Genomic DNA, 15,115 nt, shown 5'->3' on the forward strand with positions numbered 1-15,115 from the left:
TGCGGCCGTTTCGCCACCCTCGCAGGGACGTGATCACCGGGCGATTTATCGTTAACCATCTGATTACCATGCGAACCTAGCGCATTCGGCGGAAACGGCGCATCCGCGCCGGCTGAGCGCGACCGATGATTGCCGCCGACACCGTATTGACCTGGTATGATCTCGCCGGGACCCATCTCGACATCTTCGGATCCCTGGGCCTGACCCTGGGATTCATTGCCGGCCTGATGCCGCGCCGCCCGTGGATGCTTGCCGGGTCGGCGGCCTGCGCCGCCTGCTTCGGCGCCCACTACCTGACGCTCGGAGCGCTCACCGGCGCCGCGATGTGCGCCATCGCGGTGGTGCAGAGCCTGGTCTCCCTGACCTGCCTCGGCGCACCGAACCGGAACGGATGGGTCCATCCCCTGTTCGCCGCCACCACCCTGCTGGCGGTCTGGCTGACGATCGCCACCTGGAACGGGACGCCCTCCGCCTGCGCGGCGATCGGCACCCTGCTGGCGACGGCCGCACGCCTGCAGGCCGCGCCCCAGACGATGCGCCTGCTGTTCCTGGGCGCGTCCCTGTGCTGGGCCGGCCACAACCTCCTCGTCGGCTCCGTGTTCGGGCTGACCTGCGATCTCCTGACCCTCCTGGGCCTCGGGATCGCCCTGTGGCGCGCCCTCCCGGCCCGGCCCATCGCGGCGCCCACCTATCTTCAGGCCTGACCTGAGGCAGCGGGCTGCGGCGATCCATCCGGGAAACCCGATGCGCCGCGGCGGTTGCCTCACTTTCCGGCCGCACAGCCGGAGGCAGCCGAGAGAACCAGGCCTTGCCTGAAGCAACCTATCCACCCCTCGACGTGCTCAAGCCGGTCGCCGAGGGCGTCTGGATCGTCGACAGCGGCCCGTTGCGGATCCTGGGCTTCCCGCTCCCGGTGCGGATGACCGTGGTCCGGCTCGGCGATGGTGGCCTGTGGCTCCATTCGCCAACCCGCTACGACGCGGCGCTGCATCGGGCGATCGAGGCGCTGGGACCGATCCGCCACCTCGTCGCGCCGAACATAGCGCACTGGACCTTCCTGAAGGACTGGCAGAGCCAGTGTCCGGAGGCGCTGACCTGGGCGGCGCCCAACCTGCGCCAGCGCAGACAGGTTCGCCGCTCCGGCCTGCGGATCGACCGCGTGCTCGGGGACGCTGCGCCACCCGAGTGGCAGGCGGACCTGCGCCAGCAGGTGGTGCCGGGCGGCCTCGGCTTCCGCGAGGTCGCCTTCTTCCACAAGCGCAGCCGGACGCTGGTGCTCACCGACCTCGTCCTGAACCTGGAACCGGCGAAGATGCCGGCGCTCCTGCGCCCGCTGCTGCGGCTGGCCGGAATGACCGCGCCGGAGGGGAAGCCGCCGCCCTATCTGCGCCTCGTGATCAAGCTGCGTCGGCGCGACGCGGCCCGGGGCGCGGCGGATCTCGTGGCCCTCAAGCCCGAAGCCGTTGTCTTCGCGCACGGGCTCTGGTTCGCACGGGAGGGCACCGCACGCCTGCGCCACTCGCTGCGCTGGCTCGGCGACTTCAGCTGACCGCCGACCGGTCGGCCGGCCGTCCCAGCCTCAGGGCTCCGCTGGCGTGTCGGTATCCCCGGAGCTGTCCAGCGACTTGGCCAGCTCCATCAACACCTCTTCCACCATGGGCGGCCAGGGTACCCTCTCCTCGTCCAACAGCCGCGCCGCGCCGACCAGGGCATTGACCTGCTCCTCGAAGATCGGCCGCTGAACCAGCTGGGCGTATCGCACCCGGGCAGCCAGGGCGGTCGCGAGGCGCTGGACCTCGGCGATCCGCGCATTCGACGCGCCGGCACCATCCCGGTTGCCCATCCCTCACCCCTTTCGGATCCTCGCAGGCCTCAGATAGGCCTCAGGATGGGGGTCTCGGCAATCCCGGCGGAAGCCGCATCAGCGATCCGAACGACCGCGAGCCGGGTCTACATGGCGCTCACGCCCTGCCCCGGGGCCAAGACAGCTCACCATGCCGGAACACTAGGTCCTCCAACCGATGCCAAGATCGCCAGGGCGATCGCGGCAAGCAGGATATCGCGCTTGCGATCGATAGCCCATACGGGCATCGACTCTACGCGGCGGTCGCCGATGAGCCGGGTCAGGCTTTCCGGTAATTGGCTCCGACCTGCGGGAAGCCTGACCCGGCTCCGCCTCAACCAAGCCGCGCCGATCCGCATGGAAGGCTCAGGCCGAGCGGCTCGCATCCTCGATGCGGCGCGGTGCGGTGCTGGCGAGGACCTTTCGCTTGCCGGACCTGTGGCGCACAAAATCGTCGAGGGGCTTGCAAGCCGGCAGGCCTGATGCCGGGGTCGCCACTGCATCCAGGCATGGGGCAGCCGCTTCCGGGTCGGTCGGATCCGCCGGCAGGTCGATCCGCTGGCCGACCAGATAGGCTTCCAGGTCGATCAAGCGGTGACGCAACCGCCAGATGTCATTTTCTACGCCATTCAACTGGACAAGAAGGTCTGAGACGGTCCCTTCACGGGCCGCGATGGCCGAGAGGACGGTCGCCCGCTCGTTCAGCAACACAGCCTTGACGGTCGGGTTCATCGGGAGCCCCATTAAGCGCGACCGTGTCAGGGACTAGTAATCCCGCGCAGCCGGCAAGCCTCAATAGGACTTAGCCGATACGCCGGATGGCGACGTCCTGAATGGGGCGTACGAAATCTGGATGCGGCAACATCAACGGTTGGAGCTGAAAGTCCGAATCTGCGCATCAACGGAACTTTCGCTCGGCAAGTGCGTCAGTTCCACGCAGAACAAAGCGCCGGGAGGTTATCATGCGCGCGCCCTTGAAGATCGCCACCGTCGCCTTCCTCGTCGTCGGCATTCAGCCAGGCTGGGCACAATCCATCAGCCAGACGGGGACGGGGGGCGGTCCGACCACGGCTGCGAAGGCCCCACATACCGCGGCTACCGGGCAGACGGTGCCCAATCCGAACGCACTCGGACCCAGCGAGACCGGCAGCATCGAACGGCGGAGCCCGGGCGAACAGCGCAACGACGCGATCACACGCGGGATCTGCATCGGCTGTACGCGCTGACAGACGCCAATCACGTGTCCCCGAAAAGCAGCATCTAGCGGGTCGGCCACGGATAGGCGGCCGACCCGGCGTCGCTAGCTCTCCGCCCGGAGGCTCTTGATGATGCGGCTGGCGATCTTGCGCACGGCCTCGTCGTCCCGCGCCTCGCCCTCCGCGCGGTCCCATAGGTGCGCCAAGCTGGCGTCAAGTTCATCCAGCAGTTCCGGGTGGCGGTGAGCCAGGAAGCGGATCGTGCCGAACAGCAGGTGTTCGGTGGCCATCTCGTGTCGCCGGGCGTCGGCAACGTGTTCCAGTGAGGCGGATGTTGGCTCGGTCATGGCGGTCCAACGGTCCGGGCAGATGCCGGTTCAGTCACGTCCGCACGGTGCGACCCTGCGGCACGCATCCCGAACGCTGCATCCATGAAACCCAGGCCTGAGCTGGAATGGCGCAGCCAGGAACCGCTGTGAGCAGGGCACGGTTTGACGACTTCACAGGGAGGATGAAGATGGTGGACGCTGCGCAGATCCAGGAACACGCCGAGGTCGTCGGCTCGGACGGGGCCCATGTTGGAACCGTCGATCACATCGACAAAGGCGAGATCAAACTGACCAAGCGCGACGCGGCGGCGGGTGGCCTCCACCACTACATCCCGCTCGACTTCGTTCGGGCCGTCGAGGGCGGCAAGGTCCATCTCGACCGGCCGGCCGACGAGGTGAAGCGCGAGTGGTCGACCTCCTGATCGGCACGCATCGGCGCAGGCTCAACGCCGAAGACCGCCGATCCAGGCGGTGAGCGGCTCCACGAAGGCTGCCCAGGTCCGGGCCCAGACGGTCCCGGTTCTGCCATCCTGCGCAGGCCCGGCTGCTATGAGCGACGCCACGAACGCATCTTCCTGCACCTTGCATTCGTCGAGGGCGTTGCGTTCGTCCCCAGCCCGGCTCTGACCGGGCGGCTGATGGGCGTAGGATTCCCGCAAGCAGCGATGCCACGCCCGTTCGAGCGCACGCGGATCGGTCGCCGCCGCCATCGCTGTCGACCCAGCGTCGATCAGGACGAGCATCGCGAGGAGGCTGAGCACGGGCGGGCGCATGACGCCTCTATGCCCGATTCGACGACCTAGTGCCTAGAACGAACAAGCAACACTCGCGATCAGAAGCTGCCCACTCGGATGAGGCGCCAAGCCTGCGACGCCGCTCGGACCGTCGGTTGAACTTGCGGCATCGGCTTTCCCGGCCCTGGCCGCCGAACTGCAACAGTTTCCAACCCTAAGGCCCTGTAAGCCGGAGGCTCGGCAAAGGGTTACGGGATATGCGGCGCATGATGGAGAAGTGGGCACTGGGTCTCGTGCGGGTCGCGGCCTGGATCCTGGTGGCGGCGATCGTCGCCATCACGCTGGTGCCGATCGGCCTCCGTCCGGTGGTGACGGCCAATCCCAGCTTCGAGCGGGCGGCCGCCTACGCGTTGGCCGGCCTTCTTCTGACCCTGGGCTACCCGCGTCGCTGGCCGTGGATCCTGCTCGGAGCCGTGCTGCTGGCCGGCGGGCTGGAAGCCGGGCAGTCCCTCACGGGTACGCGTCACGGCCGGTTTGACGACTTCCTCGTGAAGGCGGCAGCGGCGCTGGTGGGCGGCATTGTGGGCCTCGGGTTGGCATCCTGGGTGGACCGGCGCCTCCAGGCCCGCACCAGCGGGTGACAGGGAAACCGCCGAGTTTCGGGGGCGTTGTCGTTCCGGACTCTCATGCAAGGTGCTGCCATGTTCGGCGCAGGCAAGCTCACGGGGCGGTTCTGGTTTCGGAAAACGTGGTCGGGCAAGCTGATTCTGCTCGTCGAGGAAGAAAGGCCGCGCTGGTTCAGCCGCAAGAAGCTGACTAAGCCGCGCTGGCGAGACGCACGGCTGCTCGATCTGGCCGAGGCGCCGATGCGTACACTGATGACCCTGGAGCGCGCCTACCGCGCCGAATACGGATCCAGCGCGACGCTTCCGGCCGCCGCGCCGTCGGTCAATCGCGGAACGATACCAGCGCCGATCGGGCACGCAGCCAACGCCTGAGCGCTGCCAGGTAGAATGGCGCGGGCCGAGCATGAAGGGCAGGGCTCGGCCCGCCTGTCGTTCGGCTTCGTACCCCTCGAGGCCGCAGCGACGCCTCGAGAGACCACAGGATCGTTAAGACATCTCGAACGGGCCGTCACGCGGCGGGCGCCCGGCGGCTCGACGCGCCTCGCCGTTGGGCCTGAGCCAGCGGAACGCAGTCCCACGCTTACACCGTTGCAAATCTATGTTGGTATTCATTCGATACAACAGTCGATAACCCACAGCGTCATTTGTTTTGTGCGATTTAGCGCTTGACTGCCGACAGATACAGCGATGTTCATCGCGTACTGTCCTCGCGAGAGCTGCCCATGGAAGACGACACCGCATTACAGCAAGACGATCAGACCGATGTCATTGCTCTGACCGCCGACATCGTGTCGGCATACGTATCCAACAATTCCGTCCCGATGCCCGAACTGGCGACCCTGCTGTCGCGTGTCCATGAAGCCCTCACGGGGCTTGGTCAGGCCGGCACACCCGCCGAGCCGGACGCCAAGAAGACCACGCCCGGCCAGATCCGGAAGTCGATCACCCCCGACGCGCTGATCAGTTTCATCGACGGCAAGCCGTACAAGACCCTGAAGCGGCACCTGAGCGGCCATGGCCTTACCATCGAGGCCTATCGAGAGCGTTTCGGGCTGCCACGCGACTACCCGGCCACCGCTGCCAACTACTCGGCCATGCGCGCCGAGTTCGCCCGCACCGCAGGCCTCGGCCACAAGCGTCGGAAGCCTGCCGCGCACGCCTCCGAGGCCGCTGAGACGGTCGAGGCTCCGGCGGCAAAGCCCGCCCGCGCACGCAAGCCGGCGTGAGGTTGCGCCCGCCCCGGGGCACCCCGGCGTCGGCCGCGATCCGGTAAACCCGCGACAAATCGGAGGTCTTCATCGGGCGACGACTTCCGGTCATCGGGCTTTCGCGTTAGATCGGCTGACCAAGATCGGCAATCGAACCGACGGGCCGCGAGGAAACCCGAGATGATCCGCACGCGCTGCGCTGCGGCGGCGCTCTGATGGCGTCCACGATCGACTCCGGCCCGGACGACCGGGGCGCGCCGTTCGAGTGGATGCGCACGGCCGCCTGCCTTTTCGATGTCGAAAACTCCGACGCCGGAGCGCCGAACCGGCGCGCCCGGAGCCTGCGCCTGCACCCGTGAGCGGCTCGAAGACAGCCGCCGCCGAGGAGGATCATCATGGCTGAGTCTGAACTCGAACGATCGGCGATGCGGCGGATCGGGTGGCGGCTGGTGCCGTTCCTGATCCTCGCCTACTTCGTGTCCTTCCTGGACCGGGTGAATGTCGGCTTCGCGGCCATCCAGATGAACCACGATGTCGGATTGACCGCCACGCTGTTCGGCTGGGGCGCCGGAATCTTCTTCCTCGGCTACTTCCTGATGGAGGTCCCCAGCAACCTGATGCTGGAGCGGTTCGGGGCGCGGCTCTGGATCGCCCGGATCATGGCGACCTGGGGTGTGATCTCCATGGCGATGGCGATGGTGCAGGGTCCCTGGTCGTTCATTGCCCTGCGTTTCCTGCTGGGCGTTGCCGAGGCCGGGTTCTTCCCGGGCGTGATCCTGTACCTGACCTACTGGTTCCCCTCGGCGTACCGGGCTCGGATCGTCGGCATCTTCATGATCTCGATCCCGATCTCGTCGTTCCTGGGCTCGCCGATCTCCGGGGCGCTGCTCGGCCTGAACGGATGGGGTCTGCGCGGCTGGCAGTGGTTGTTCATCCTGGAAGGCCTGCCCGCCGTCCTGATGGCCGGGGCCGTGCTGTGGTTCCTGCCCGATGGGCCGCGCCACGCGAAATGGCTCCCGCCGGCCGAGCGGGACTGGCTGGAGGGACGCCTGAAGGAAGAATCCGCCCGGAACGCCGCGCGCAGCGGCGGTGCCGCCTCGCCGTCGCTTGGAACGATGCTGCGCGATCGGCGGCTGATCCTGTTCGCCGCCATCTATTTCGGCTCGACCGCCAGTAGTTACGGCCTGACCTTCTGGACCCCGCAGATCGTCAAGAGCTACGGCCTGGGCAATTTCGAGACCGGCCTGCTGAACAGCGTTCCCTACGGTGTCGCCTCCGTGGCGATGATCCTGTGGGGGCGGCACAGCGACCAGGTCGGCGAGCGGCGCTGGCACCTCGCCATCCCGTTCCTGGTCCTGGCCGCAGGGCTGGCAGGCGGGACCGTCCTGAATGGGATCCTGCCGCTGGTCGGGGCGCTGACCGTCGCGGCGGTCGGCGTCTACATGCTGAAGGGGCCGTTCTGGGCCCTGGCGACCGAGGAGCTGCCGCCGGCTGCGGCGGCTGCCAGCATCGCGGCGATCAACGCTGTGGGCAATCTCGGCGGATTCCTAGGCCCCTACCTGATCGGCGCGATCAAGGATGCCACCGGCAGCTTCACTCTGAGCCTGACGCCGCTGATCCTGTTCGCGCTGATTTCGGCCGGACTGTCGCTTGTTCCTGGCCGGGCACGCGCCGCGCCGGGCGCCTCGCGAACAGCGTCGGCCCGCTGACTATCGGCTCCGTCAGCCGACCGAGTTGGGCGGAGGCCGACCTATGCTAGAGCTTGCCGACACCGGAGCCGTGCCCGACCGAATAGCGGTCGAGCACGGCTCACGGTCGTCGGTCCGACGCGTGTGCGGCGGGCGATAATGGGATCTGTGGAGTCGACGGCGTGCGTGCTGGTTCCCGATTGTCCGAGCGCTGGTTCAACGTCGCCCTCTGGCTCGTCGCACTGCTGTTCGCCTGGTTCCTGATCGGGCTGGGCTCCCTGGTCGTTGGCGACCTGCCGCAGGTGGAGCAGCACTACACCCTCGAGCAGTTCCTCGGATACGACCAAGCCCGGGCCTCGACCGACGCGCTGAAGCAAATCCGCCGCGAGATGGACGACAGCCGGCGCCGGACGGAGCGGGACCAACTCGCCCTCGATGCCGCCCAGGCGGCCTCGGAAGGCGCCCGCGAGACCTTCGCCAATTGGCTAAAGACCAGGGATGCGACCCAGCGCGTCGATCAGGATCCGGGACTCATCGCACGCACCCGGCAGCTCGACGCACTCAAGGACGCCGAGCGGACGATCGAGGAGCGGCTGGCCGGGCTTGCCGAAACGCAGCGCACGCTGTCCGAGCGGGAGCAGGACCAGAGCCGGGTGGACGGCGAACTCCGCGCGGCGGCTCAGCAGAAGCTCGACTCGGCGGAGCGTGGCCAGGAACTCCGGGTGTTCGGCTACCGGCTCGCTCTGACCCTGCCGCTGCTGGTGCTCGCCGGATGGCTGCTGCTGAAGCGGCGGAACACGCGCAACTGGCCGTTCGTCTGGGGCTTCGCGTTCGCCGCCGCCTTCGCGTTCTTCGTCGAGCTGGTCCCGTACATGCCGAGCTACGGCGGCTACGTGCAGTACGGTGTCGGCGTGGTCGTGACGCTGGTCGGCGGTCGGGCGGCGATCAACGCCCTGCATGCCTACCGCGCACGTCAGGCGCTGGTCGAGACACGGCCCAACGAGGAGCGCCGCACCGAGATCGCCACCGATCAGGCTCTGGCCCGACTTGCCAAGAAGATCTGCCCGGGCTGCGAGCGGCCGGTCGCGCTCGGCGATCCGAACACGAATTTCTGCCCCCATTGCGGGCTCGGCCTGTTCGAGGATTGCCAAGCCTGCACGCAGCGCAAGAGCACCTTCGAGCGGTTCTGCCACGCCTGCGGCACCCCGGGGGCCGGTGCGGTCCTGCCGGCGGCTTAAGGCGTCGCCTTCACTCCACCGAGGCTGGTGTGGGCCGTCCGACGACCCGGCTCAGCACGCGCCCGAGCTGGTCGGCGGAATAGGGCTTGTGTAGCAACTCGAAGCCGTGGGTGCCTTCCTGGGCCAGGACGTGGCTGTAGCCCGAGGTCAGCAGCACCGGCAGGTCCGGAAGGCGGCGCGCCAGCTCCTGGGCGAGCGCCAGGCCGCCCATCCCGGGCATGACCACGTCCGAGAACACCACCTCGAACCCGCCGCCGTCCCGGCCGAGCCGCTCGAGCGCCGCCTCGGCGTTGGCCGCCCAGACGGTTTCGTAGCCGAGATCCTGCAGGATCTGGGTGGCGAACTGACCGACCTCGACATTGTCCTCGACCACCAGGACCCGCTGCCCGGTGCCGAGCGGCGAAATTGTCGCCGGGACGCCCTCCGCCTCGTCGATCCCGCGATCGACCTCGACCTGCGGCAGATACAGGGTGAAGGTCGCCCCCTGCCCCGGCGCGCTGGTGACGTCGACGTTGCCGCCAGACTGCTTGGCGAATCCGAACACCTGGCTGAGGCCGAGGCCGGTGCCCTTGCCGACCTCCTTGGTGGTGAAGAACGGCTCGAACAGACGACCCAGGTCGGCCCCCGAGATCCCTGAGCCGGTATCGGTCAGCGACACCGCCACGAAGGCGGTGTCGGCCCCGGCATGCCCGCGGATCGCCGGCATAGTCCGACCGCCGGCGAGCCGCAGGGTCAGCGTGCCCTCCCCGTTCATGGCGTCCCGGGCGTTGACCGCCATGTTCACCAGGGCGGTCTCGAACTGGCTGACGTCAGCCCGGATATGGCAGGGCTCGTCCGGGACCTCGGCGATCACCCGGACGCGGGCGCCGATCACGGTGTCGAGCATGTCGGCGATCCCGCGGACCTTCTGCCCAACATGGAACACCTCGGGCTTGAGCGCCTGCCGCCGGGCGAAGGCGAGGAGCTGGCCGGTGAGCTTGGCGGCGCGGTCCACCGTGTCGGAGACCGCATCGAGGTAGCGGGTCTTGCGCGCCTCCGGCAGATCGGGCCGGCGCAGGAAGTCCACCGAGGAACGGATGATCGTCAGCAGGTTGTTGAAGTCGTGTGCGACACCGCCTGTGAGCTGGCCAACCGCCTCCATCTTCTGCGACTGACGCAGGGCGTCTTCGGCGCGCATCAGTTCGCTGGTCCGCTCGGCAACACGCTGCTCCAGCGTGTCGGTAAGGGTGCGCAGCATCATGATGGCGCGGTCGCGCTCGGCCTCGATGGCCCGGCGGTCCTCGACATTGATCAGCACCCCCGGGAAGCTCAGCGGCGTCCCGTCCGGAGCGCGGTCGACCCGGCCGTTCGCCTCGATCCAGTAGTACTTCCCGTCGGTGCGCCGCACCCGGTACTGGTGCGCGTACGCCCCCCCGCGGGCGATGACCTCGTTGATCGCCGCGATCAGCCCCTGCCGGTCTTCGGGATGGACCGTAGCGATTACCTGCTCGAGGCTGAGCCCGACCCGGCCGAGGGCCGGATCGAGGCCGAAGCTGCGGGCGAAGGCCTCGTCCACGGTGAACGCGTCGGCGGGCAGATCCCACACCCAGGTGCCGATGATCGCGCCGGCCGACAGGGCGAGCTGGATGCGGTCGGCATAGAGCTGAGCCAGCGCCTGGCTCGCCTTCAGCCGCTGCTCCGCGAGCACGCGCTCGGTGGTCTCGACCACGACTGCGATCACCCCGGCCGGCTGCCCGGCCTCGTCGAGCACCGGCGAGTAGTCGAGATTCATCCAGACCTGCTCGGGTCGGCCGTAGCGGTGCAGAGTGAGTTCCTGATCCTTGTAGGACAGCGTGCCGCCGGCGAGCCCCACCCGCATGACGTTGTCGTTGAAGTCGGCGACCTCAGGCCAGCCCTCGCGGACCTTCGAGCCGAGGAGCTGCGGGTGCCGGCCGCCCGCGAAAGCCGAGTAGGCATCGTTGTAGATCATGATGCCGTCCGCGCCCCAGAGCAGCACGATCGGCACCGGCGACAGCAGCACGGTGCTGACCGCGGAGCGCAGGCTCTGAGACCAGCGGGCGATTGGACCCAGCGGCGTCGTCGCCCAGTCGTAGGCCCGGACGATCGCGCCCAGTTCGCCGCCTCCAGGCAGAAATGCGGCCGTGGCGCTCATGGCTCGCTCGAACTGCGCGGTCCTGCGGCAGCCCTTCGCACCGCCAGACCGGGCTCGCGATCGGTCGCGCAGGCTCGGTTGGCGGTGTCATGCACGTGCATCGCAGCCCCCGGTTCGGGCTTCGGCAAGATTAATACGGGTTCGCACACAGCCATGGCAGCGGCATCGCCCGTGGGGGGAAGGCTTACAAGCATCCGGTTGGCCGTCACCGCGTATTTTCGTCCAGAGGAAACGTCCTGAGACCCGCCCGCCACACGCCGCTCGACGGCTCACGACGGGGCCGGGCACGACGGAGCCGGGATTGATCGGCGTCTGGAGCGAACGCGCATCCCGGCGGTTCGGTCGCAATCCAGCCGGATCCGCAGCGCCACGACTGCGACGTACGGAACCGGGCACGCGCGAACGGTCTTGGACCAACGGCGGCCCATGAGAACCAACCTTGGCCGCGCTTGCTGGCCGCCGGGCGCATTCATAGATGGCGTCGATGACCCCGATCCCATTCGACAACAGCTACGCCAGCCTCCCGGAGCGCTTCTATGCGTCCCGCGCGCCGACGCCGGTGGCGGCACCGCGCCTGATCCGGCTGAACCGAGCGTTGGCCCAGGACCTCGGCCTCGATCCGGACTGGCTGGCCGGTTCCGAGGGCGTCGCGGCTTTGGCGGGCAACCGTGTCCCGGAGGGCGCGGCACCGCTCGCAGCGGCCTATGCCGGGCACCAGTTCGGCCAGTTCGTACCGCAGCTCGGCGACGGCCGTGCGGTCCTGCTCGGCGAGGTGATCGACCGGGCGGGACAGCGCCGCGACATCCAGTTGAAGGGGTCCGGCCCGACACCGTTCTCCCGACGGGGCGACGGCCGCGCAGCGCTGGGGCCTGTGCTGCGCGAGTACCTCGTCAGCGAAGCCATGGCGGCGCTCGGCATTCCGACCACCCGGGCACTCGCCGCCGTCGCGACCGGCGAGCCGGTGGCGCGCGAGACGGTCCTGCCCGGCGCAATCCTGACCCGCGTGGCGGCGAGCCATATCCGGGTTGGCACGTTCCAATTCTTCGCCGCGCGGAGCGACGTCGAGGGTCTGCGGGCACTCGCCGACCACGTGATCGCCCGGCACTATCCCGATGCGGCCGGTGCGGAGAAACCTTACCGGGCACTGCTGGAAGGCGTCGTCGCCCGCCAAGCCGAACTGGTGGCCCGCTGGCTCTTGGTTGGCTTCGTCCACGGGGTGATGAACACCGACAACATGTCGGTGGCGGGCGAGACCATCGATTACGGCCCCTGCGCCTTCCTGGACGCCTACGATCCCCGGACGGTGTTCAGCTCCATCGACCGGAACGGCCGCTATGCCTATGGCGAGCAGCCCCGGATCGCGCTTTGGAACCTGACGCGCCTGGCTGAGACGCTGCTGCCGCTGCTCGATCCGGACGAGACCGAGGCGGTCGCGCAGGCCGAAGCGGCGCTGGCCGGCTACGCGCCGCGCTTCGAGGCCGCCTATCAGGGCGGTCTCAATGCCAAGCTCGGCCTGTCCGACATCCGGGACGGCGACCCCGCGCTGGCAGGCGACCTCCTGAAGCGTATGGCAGAGAATCAGGCGGACTTCACCCGCACGTTCCGGGCCTTGTGCGCGGTCGCGGAACGACCGGGGGCCGGCGCCGATCCGCGCGACCTGTTCGTCGATCCGACGGCCTATGACGACTGGGCGTGGCGCTGGCGCGCCCGCCTGGCCCAGGACGGCCGCAGCCCTGCGGCGGTCGCGGCGGCGATGCGGCAGGTCAACCCCGCCTACATCCCGCGCAACCACCGGGTCGAGGAGATGATCGAGGCGGCAGTGGAGCGTGACGACTTCGCTCCCTTCGAAGCCTTTCTGGCGGTGCTGTCGCGCCCCTACGAGGACCAGCCCGCGGCCGCCCCTTATGCCGAGCCACCCGAGGGCGGCGGGGTCGGATACCGCACGTTCTGCGGTACCTGAGCCGACCCCGCACTCAGCGTTGCGGCCAAGCGTAGATCTCGTGAAGGCTGCCGCCGTACCTGAACCAATGCACGCCCGTCGCTGGATTGAAGCCGTGATCCTCATGAGACGCGGCAATCGACGAGACGAGCGCCTGCGCCACATCCCGATCTGAAATCTCGTACGCGAGCAAGCGCGGATGATCCGCGTCGGCCTGCGCCCGATCGCGAAGAAAGATGGAATACGATTTCATCTTCATCACACCTGAGACAACCTGCTGGACGGAAGCAGATGTCGAAGGCGAGGCATTTGTTCAACATCGCCGAGCAACAAGGTTAATGATTTTTAAGACAAATTCGAGCATTTTATCTACCAAATGCTGTCCTGCACGCGCCACCAGGCATCCCGAAAACGCATCGGGGCGGAAGCGTCATCGGTCTGGATTCGCTTCCTAGAATTGGTTACCTGCCTGCCCGGGGCGGTACGTGCCGCCCTGGGGCGTGGAAACCTCTTGCTCGACGGTTTGGTGCCGGCCGCGATGGCACCCGAATCCTTGACCGCGTGGGTCGGGGAGCCTGCGGCGTATGTCCAGGTGTTCCGGCACTAAAGGTCGTAGGGACCGTTCGAGCACGGTTTTCCAACTCCCCGACTATGGATGGTTCAGGAGGCTTGTCTGCGGGGACGTACCGCGGACACGAGCCTGTCGGGGGTGGCCCATGGGCTCCGATGTTCCCGAACTGCGTGCGCGCCAGCTTGCCGCTCTGCGGGCTGCCTACGAGGCCTGTGCCAGACAGGCCGACGATCGCGCCGTCACCGGTGCGGCGCTGCACACACGCGTGCTGCTGGGCCGGATCCTGGTCCTCCTGGGCGGGTTGGAGGAGCGGGCGCCCCCCCGGCGATAGCGCTACTCCCGGTCGTGCCGCCGTCAGGCAGGTCCGGCGCGGCGAGATTCACCGTACCGGCCGATTCCGTTTCGTCTCCACATCGGCGGGAGGGACTCCAGCGTGCCGGCGGTTCGACCGGATGCTAGGCTCGGGCTTCCCATCTCCGGGTCCCACGATGCGTCTCATCAACACGCTACACGTCGGAACGCGCGGGCTTGCCTGGACGACGCTGCTCGGAGCCGGGCTGATCGCGCGCGCTGCCGCCGCGAGGGCGGATGAGCGCCCGAACTACGAGAGCGACCGGCGCGGCGTCTTCCTGACCTTCCTCAACGCACCCGGTCCCGGCGAAGCGATCGCTCGCTCACCGCGTTTCGGCCTGTCCTTCGGAGGCGAGGCCCTCCCGGTGCTCGTCGATACCGGCTCCACCGGCATCGTCGTGTCGGCCGGGCGCATCCCGGATGTCGACGCCCTGCCGAGCCGGCCCGGTCGCCTGACCTACACGAGTTCCGGCCGGATCATGATCGGCCGCTGGGTGACGGTGCCGGTGACCCTGTCGGGCCGCGACGGCGCCAGGGTCTCGACGCGGCCGCTTCCCGTGCTGGCGGTCGACCGGATCGACTGCACAGAGAAGGCCCGCTCCTGCACCCCGGAGGATGCCCCCGGGCACGTGGCCATGCTGGGGATCGGCTTCGGGCGCGAGGACGACAGCCAGACCCAGAGCACGCCGGACACCAATCCGCTGCTCAACGCCGAGCCGCCGGGTCCCGGTCCGGTCCATCGCGGCTACGTCGTGACCAAGTCGGGGGTGCATGTCGGGCTGACACGCGCCAACACCCGGGGACGCTTCCGCTTCGTGAAGCTCGATCCGCATCCGCGGGTCTCGGGCGACTGGCTCGGCGTACCGGTGTGTATCGGGGTGAATGCCCGGGAGCCGGGCGCCTGCGGTCGCGCGCTGATCGATACCGGCGTGACCGACATGTTCCTGACGCTCCCGCCCGAGCAAGTCACTGAGAGCCTCCGTACCGATGGCGCCGGCCACCGCGCGCTCGCCCCCGGGACGCGGCTGCGCTTCCGCTTCGGCGACGCGGCCGGCTACGCGATCACGAGCGGCGATACCGCCTCGCCTCTGGCGCCGGAGCGCATCGTCCTCAACACCACGCGTCCGCTGCCCTTCGTCAATACCGGCCTGCGCCTGCTCAACGGCTTCGACGTCCTGTACGACGCCGACGGCGGCTTCTACGCCTTCCGCGCCCGGCAGACGGATGATGAGCCCTGAAG

18 protein-coding genes are annotated in these 15,115 nt (G+C 68.4%); 12 read left to right on the forward strand and 6 right to left on the reverse strand.

The genetic code is table 11. The features are described from left to right. Positions 1 to 125 precede the first annotated feature (125 nt). Both ACYQPG_RS01110 and ACYQPG_RS01115 read left to right on the forward strand, forming a co-directional pair. On the forward strand, positions 126 to 704 hold the full coding sequence (locus ACYQPG_RS01110) for a YgjV family protein (RefSeq protein WP_461230036.1): 579 nt from the start codon (positions 126 to 128) through the stop codon (positions 702 to 704). A 104-nt stretch (positions 705 to 808) separates the two neighbouring features. Then, positions 809 to 1,549 (forward strand): DUF4336 domain-containing protein, encoded by a 741-nt coding sequence (locus ACYQPG_RS01115; protein WP_461230037.1) that lies wholly within the window; start codon positions 809 to 811, stop codon positions 1,547 to 1,549. Positions 1,550 to 1,579: 30 nt separating this feature from the next. On the opposite strand, the gene ACYQPG_RS01120 is transcribed toward ACYQPG_RS01115, so the two are convergent. Next, positions 1,580 to 1,843 (reverse strand): hypothetical protein, encoded by a 264-nt coding sequence (locus tag ACYQPG_RS01120; protein WP_147853809.1) that lies wholly within the window; start codon positions 1,841 to 1,843, stop codon positions 1,580 to 1,582. 366 nt (positions 1,844 to 2,209) lie between these two features. Next, on the reverse strand, positions 2,210 to 2,575 hold the full coding sequence (locus ACYQPG_RS01125; RefSeq protein ID WP_419830945.1) for a hypothetical protein: 366 nt from the start codon (positions 2,573 to 2,575) through the stop codon (positions 2,210 to 2,212). Between the two features lie 230 nt (positions 2,576 to 2,805). Between ACYQPG_RS01125 and ACYQPG_RS01130 the strand changes: the two genes are divergently transcribed. Continuing rightward, positions 2,806 to 3,069 carry a hypothetical protein gene (locus ACYQPG_RS01130; RefSeq protein ID WP_147939290.1) on the forward strand — a complete coding sequence of 88 codons (264 nt, stop codon included), beginning with the start codon at positions 2,806 to 2,808 and terminating at the stop codon, positions 3,067 to 3,069. Positions 3,070 to 3,143: 74 nt separating this feature from the next. Here ACYQPG_RS01130 and ACYQPG_RS01135 read toward each other — a convergent pair whose 3' ends face one another. Continuing rightward, positions 3,144 to 3,329 (reverse strand): hypothetical protein, encoded by a 186-nt coding sequence (locus tag ACYQPG_RS01135; RefSeq protein WP_147908094.1) that lies wholly within the window; start codon positions 3,327 to 3,329, stop codon positions 3,144 to 3,146. 227 nt (positions 3,330 to 3,556) lie between these two features. Here ACYQPG_RS01135 and ACYQPG_RS01140 point away from each other — a divergent pair, with 227 nt between their 5' ends. Beyond that, on the forward strand, positions 3,557 to 3,790 hold the full coding sequence (locus tag ACYQPG_RS01140; RefSeq protein ID WP_092037671.1) for a DUF2171 domain-containing protein: 234 nt from the start codon (positions 3,557 to 3,559) through the stop codon (positions 3,788 to 3,790). 21 nt (positions 3,791 to 3,811) lie between these two features. Here ACYQPG_RS01140 and ACYQPG_RS01145 read toward each other — a convergent pair whose 3' ends face one another. Next, on the reverse strand, positions 3,812 to 4,141 hold the full coding sequence (locus ACYQPG_RS01145) for a hypothetical protein (protein ID WP_461230038.1): 330 nt from the start codon (positions 4,139 to 4,141) through the stop codon (positions 3,812 to 3,814). A 230-nt stretch (positions 4,142 to 4,371) separates the two neighbouring features. Between ACYQPG_RS01145 and ACYQPG_RS01150 the strand changes: the two genes are divergently transcribed. The 6 genes from ACYQPG_RS01150 (at position 4,372) to ACYQPG_RS01175 (ending at position 8,862) form a co-directional block, all read left to right on the forward strand. After that, positions 4,372 to 4,743, forward strand: coding sequence for a hypothetical protein (locus ACYQPG_RS01150; protein WP_461232404.1), 372 nt, complete (start codon positions 4,372 to 4,374; stop codon positions 4,741 to 4,743). Between the two features lie 60 nt (positions 4,744 to 4,803). After that, on the forward strand, positions 4,804 to 5,100 hold the full coding sequence (locus ACYQPG_RS01155; RefSeq protein WP_147939292.1) for a hypothetical protein: 297 nt from the start codon (positions 4,804 to 4,806) through the stop codon (positions 5,098 to 5,100). Positions 5,101 to 5,450: 350 nt separating this feature from the next. After that, positions 5,451 to 5,954, forward strand: a complete 504-nt coding sequence (locus ACYQPG_RS01160; RefSeq protein ID WP_461230039.1) for a Ros/MucR family transcriptional regulator — start codon at positions 5,451 to 5,453, stop codon at positions 5,952 to 5,954. 197 nt (positions 5,955 to 6,151) lie between these two features. Next, positions 6,152 to 6,295, forward strand: coding sequence for a hypothetical protein (locus ACYQPG_RS01165; RefSeq protein WP_187278418.1), 144 nt, complete (start codon positions 6,152 to 6,154; stop codon positions 6,293 to 6,295). 36 nt (positions 6,296 to 6,331) lie between these two features. Next, a complete protein-coding gene (locus tag ACYQPG_RS01170; RefSeq protein WP_147908090.1) occupies positions 6,332 to 7,645 on the forward strand; it encodes an MFS transporter in 1,314 nt (437 codons plus the stop codon). A gap of 161 nt (positions 7,646 to 7,806) precedes the next feature. Beyond that, complete coding sequence (locus tag ACYQPG_RS01175) at positions 7,807 to 8,862, forward strand: serine endopeptidase (RefSeq protein ID WP_461230040.1); 1,056 nt, start codon at positions 7,807 to 7,809, stop codon at positions 8,860 to 8,862. 10 nt (positions 8,863 to 8,872) lie between these two features. Here ACYQPG_RS01175 and ACYQPG_RS01180 read toward each other — a convergent pair whose 3' ends face one another. Next, entirely contained in the window at positions 8,873 to 11,014 is a 2,142-nt protein-coding gene (locus ACYQPG_RS01180) for a PAS domain-containing protein (RefSeq protein ID WP_461230041.1), read from the reverse strand. A gap of 484 nt (positions 11,015 to 11,498) precedes the next feature. Here ACYQPG_RS01180 and ACYQPG_RS01185 point away from each other — a divergent pair, with 484 nt between their 5' ends. Next, positions 11,499 to 12,974 (forward strand): protein adenylyltransferase SelO, encoded by a 1,476-nt coding sequence (locus tag ACYQPG_RS01185; protein WP_461230042.1) that lies wholly within the window; start codon positions 11,499 to 11,501, stop codon positions 12,972 to 12,974. A 13-nt stretch (positions 12,975 to 12,987) separates the two neighbouring features. Here the strand turns inward: ACYQPG_RS01185 and ACYQPG_RS01190 are convergent, their stop codons facing one another. Continuing rightward, positions 12,988 to 13,212, reverse strand: a complete 225-nt coding sequence (locus ACYQPG_RS01190; protein ID WP_147939296.1) for a hypothetical protein — start codon at positions 13,210 to 13,212, stop codon at positions 12,988 to 12,990. Between the two features lie 800 nt (positions 13,213 to 14,012). Here ACYQPG_RS01190 and ACYQPG_RS01195 point away from each other — a divergent pair. Continuing rightward, a complete protein-coding gene (locus ACYQPG_RS01195) occupies positions 14,013 to 15,113 on the forward strand; it encodes a hypothetical protein (protein ID WP_461230043.1) in 1,101 nt (366 codons plus the stop codon). Positions 15,114 to 15,115 lie beyond the last annotated feature (2 nt).

It is taken from the genome of Methylobacterium sp. CM6246, assembly GCF_054818005.1.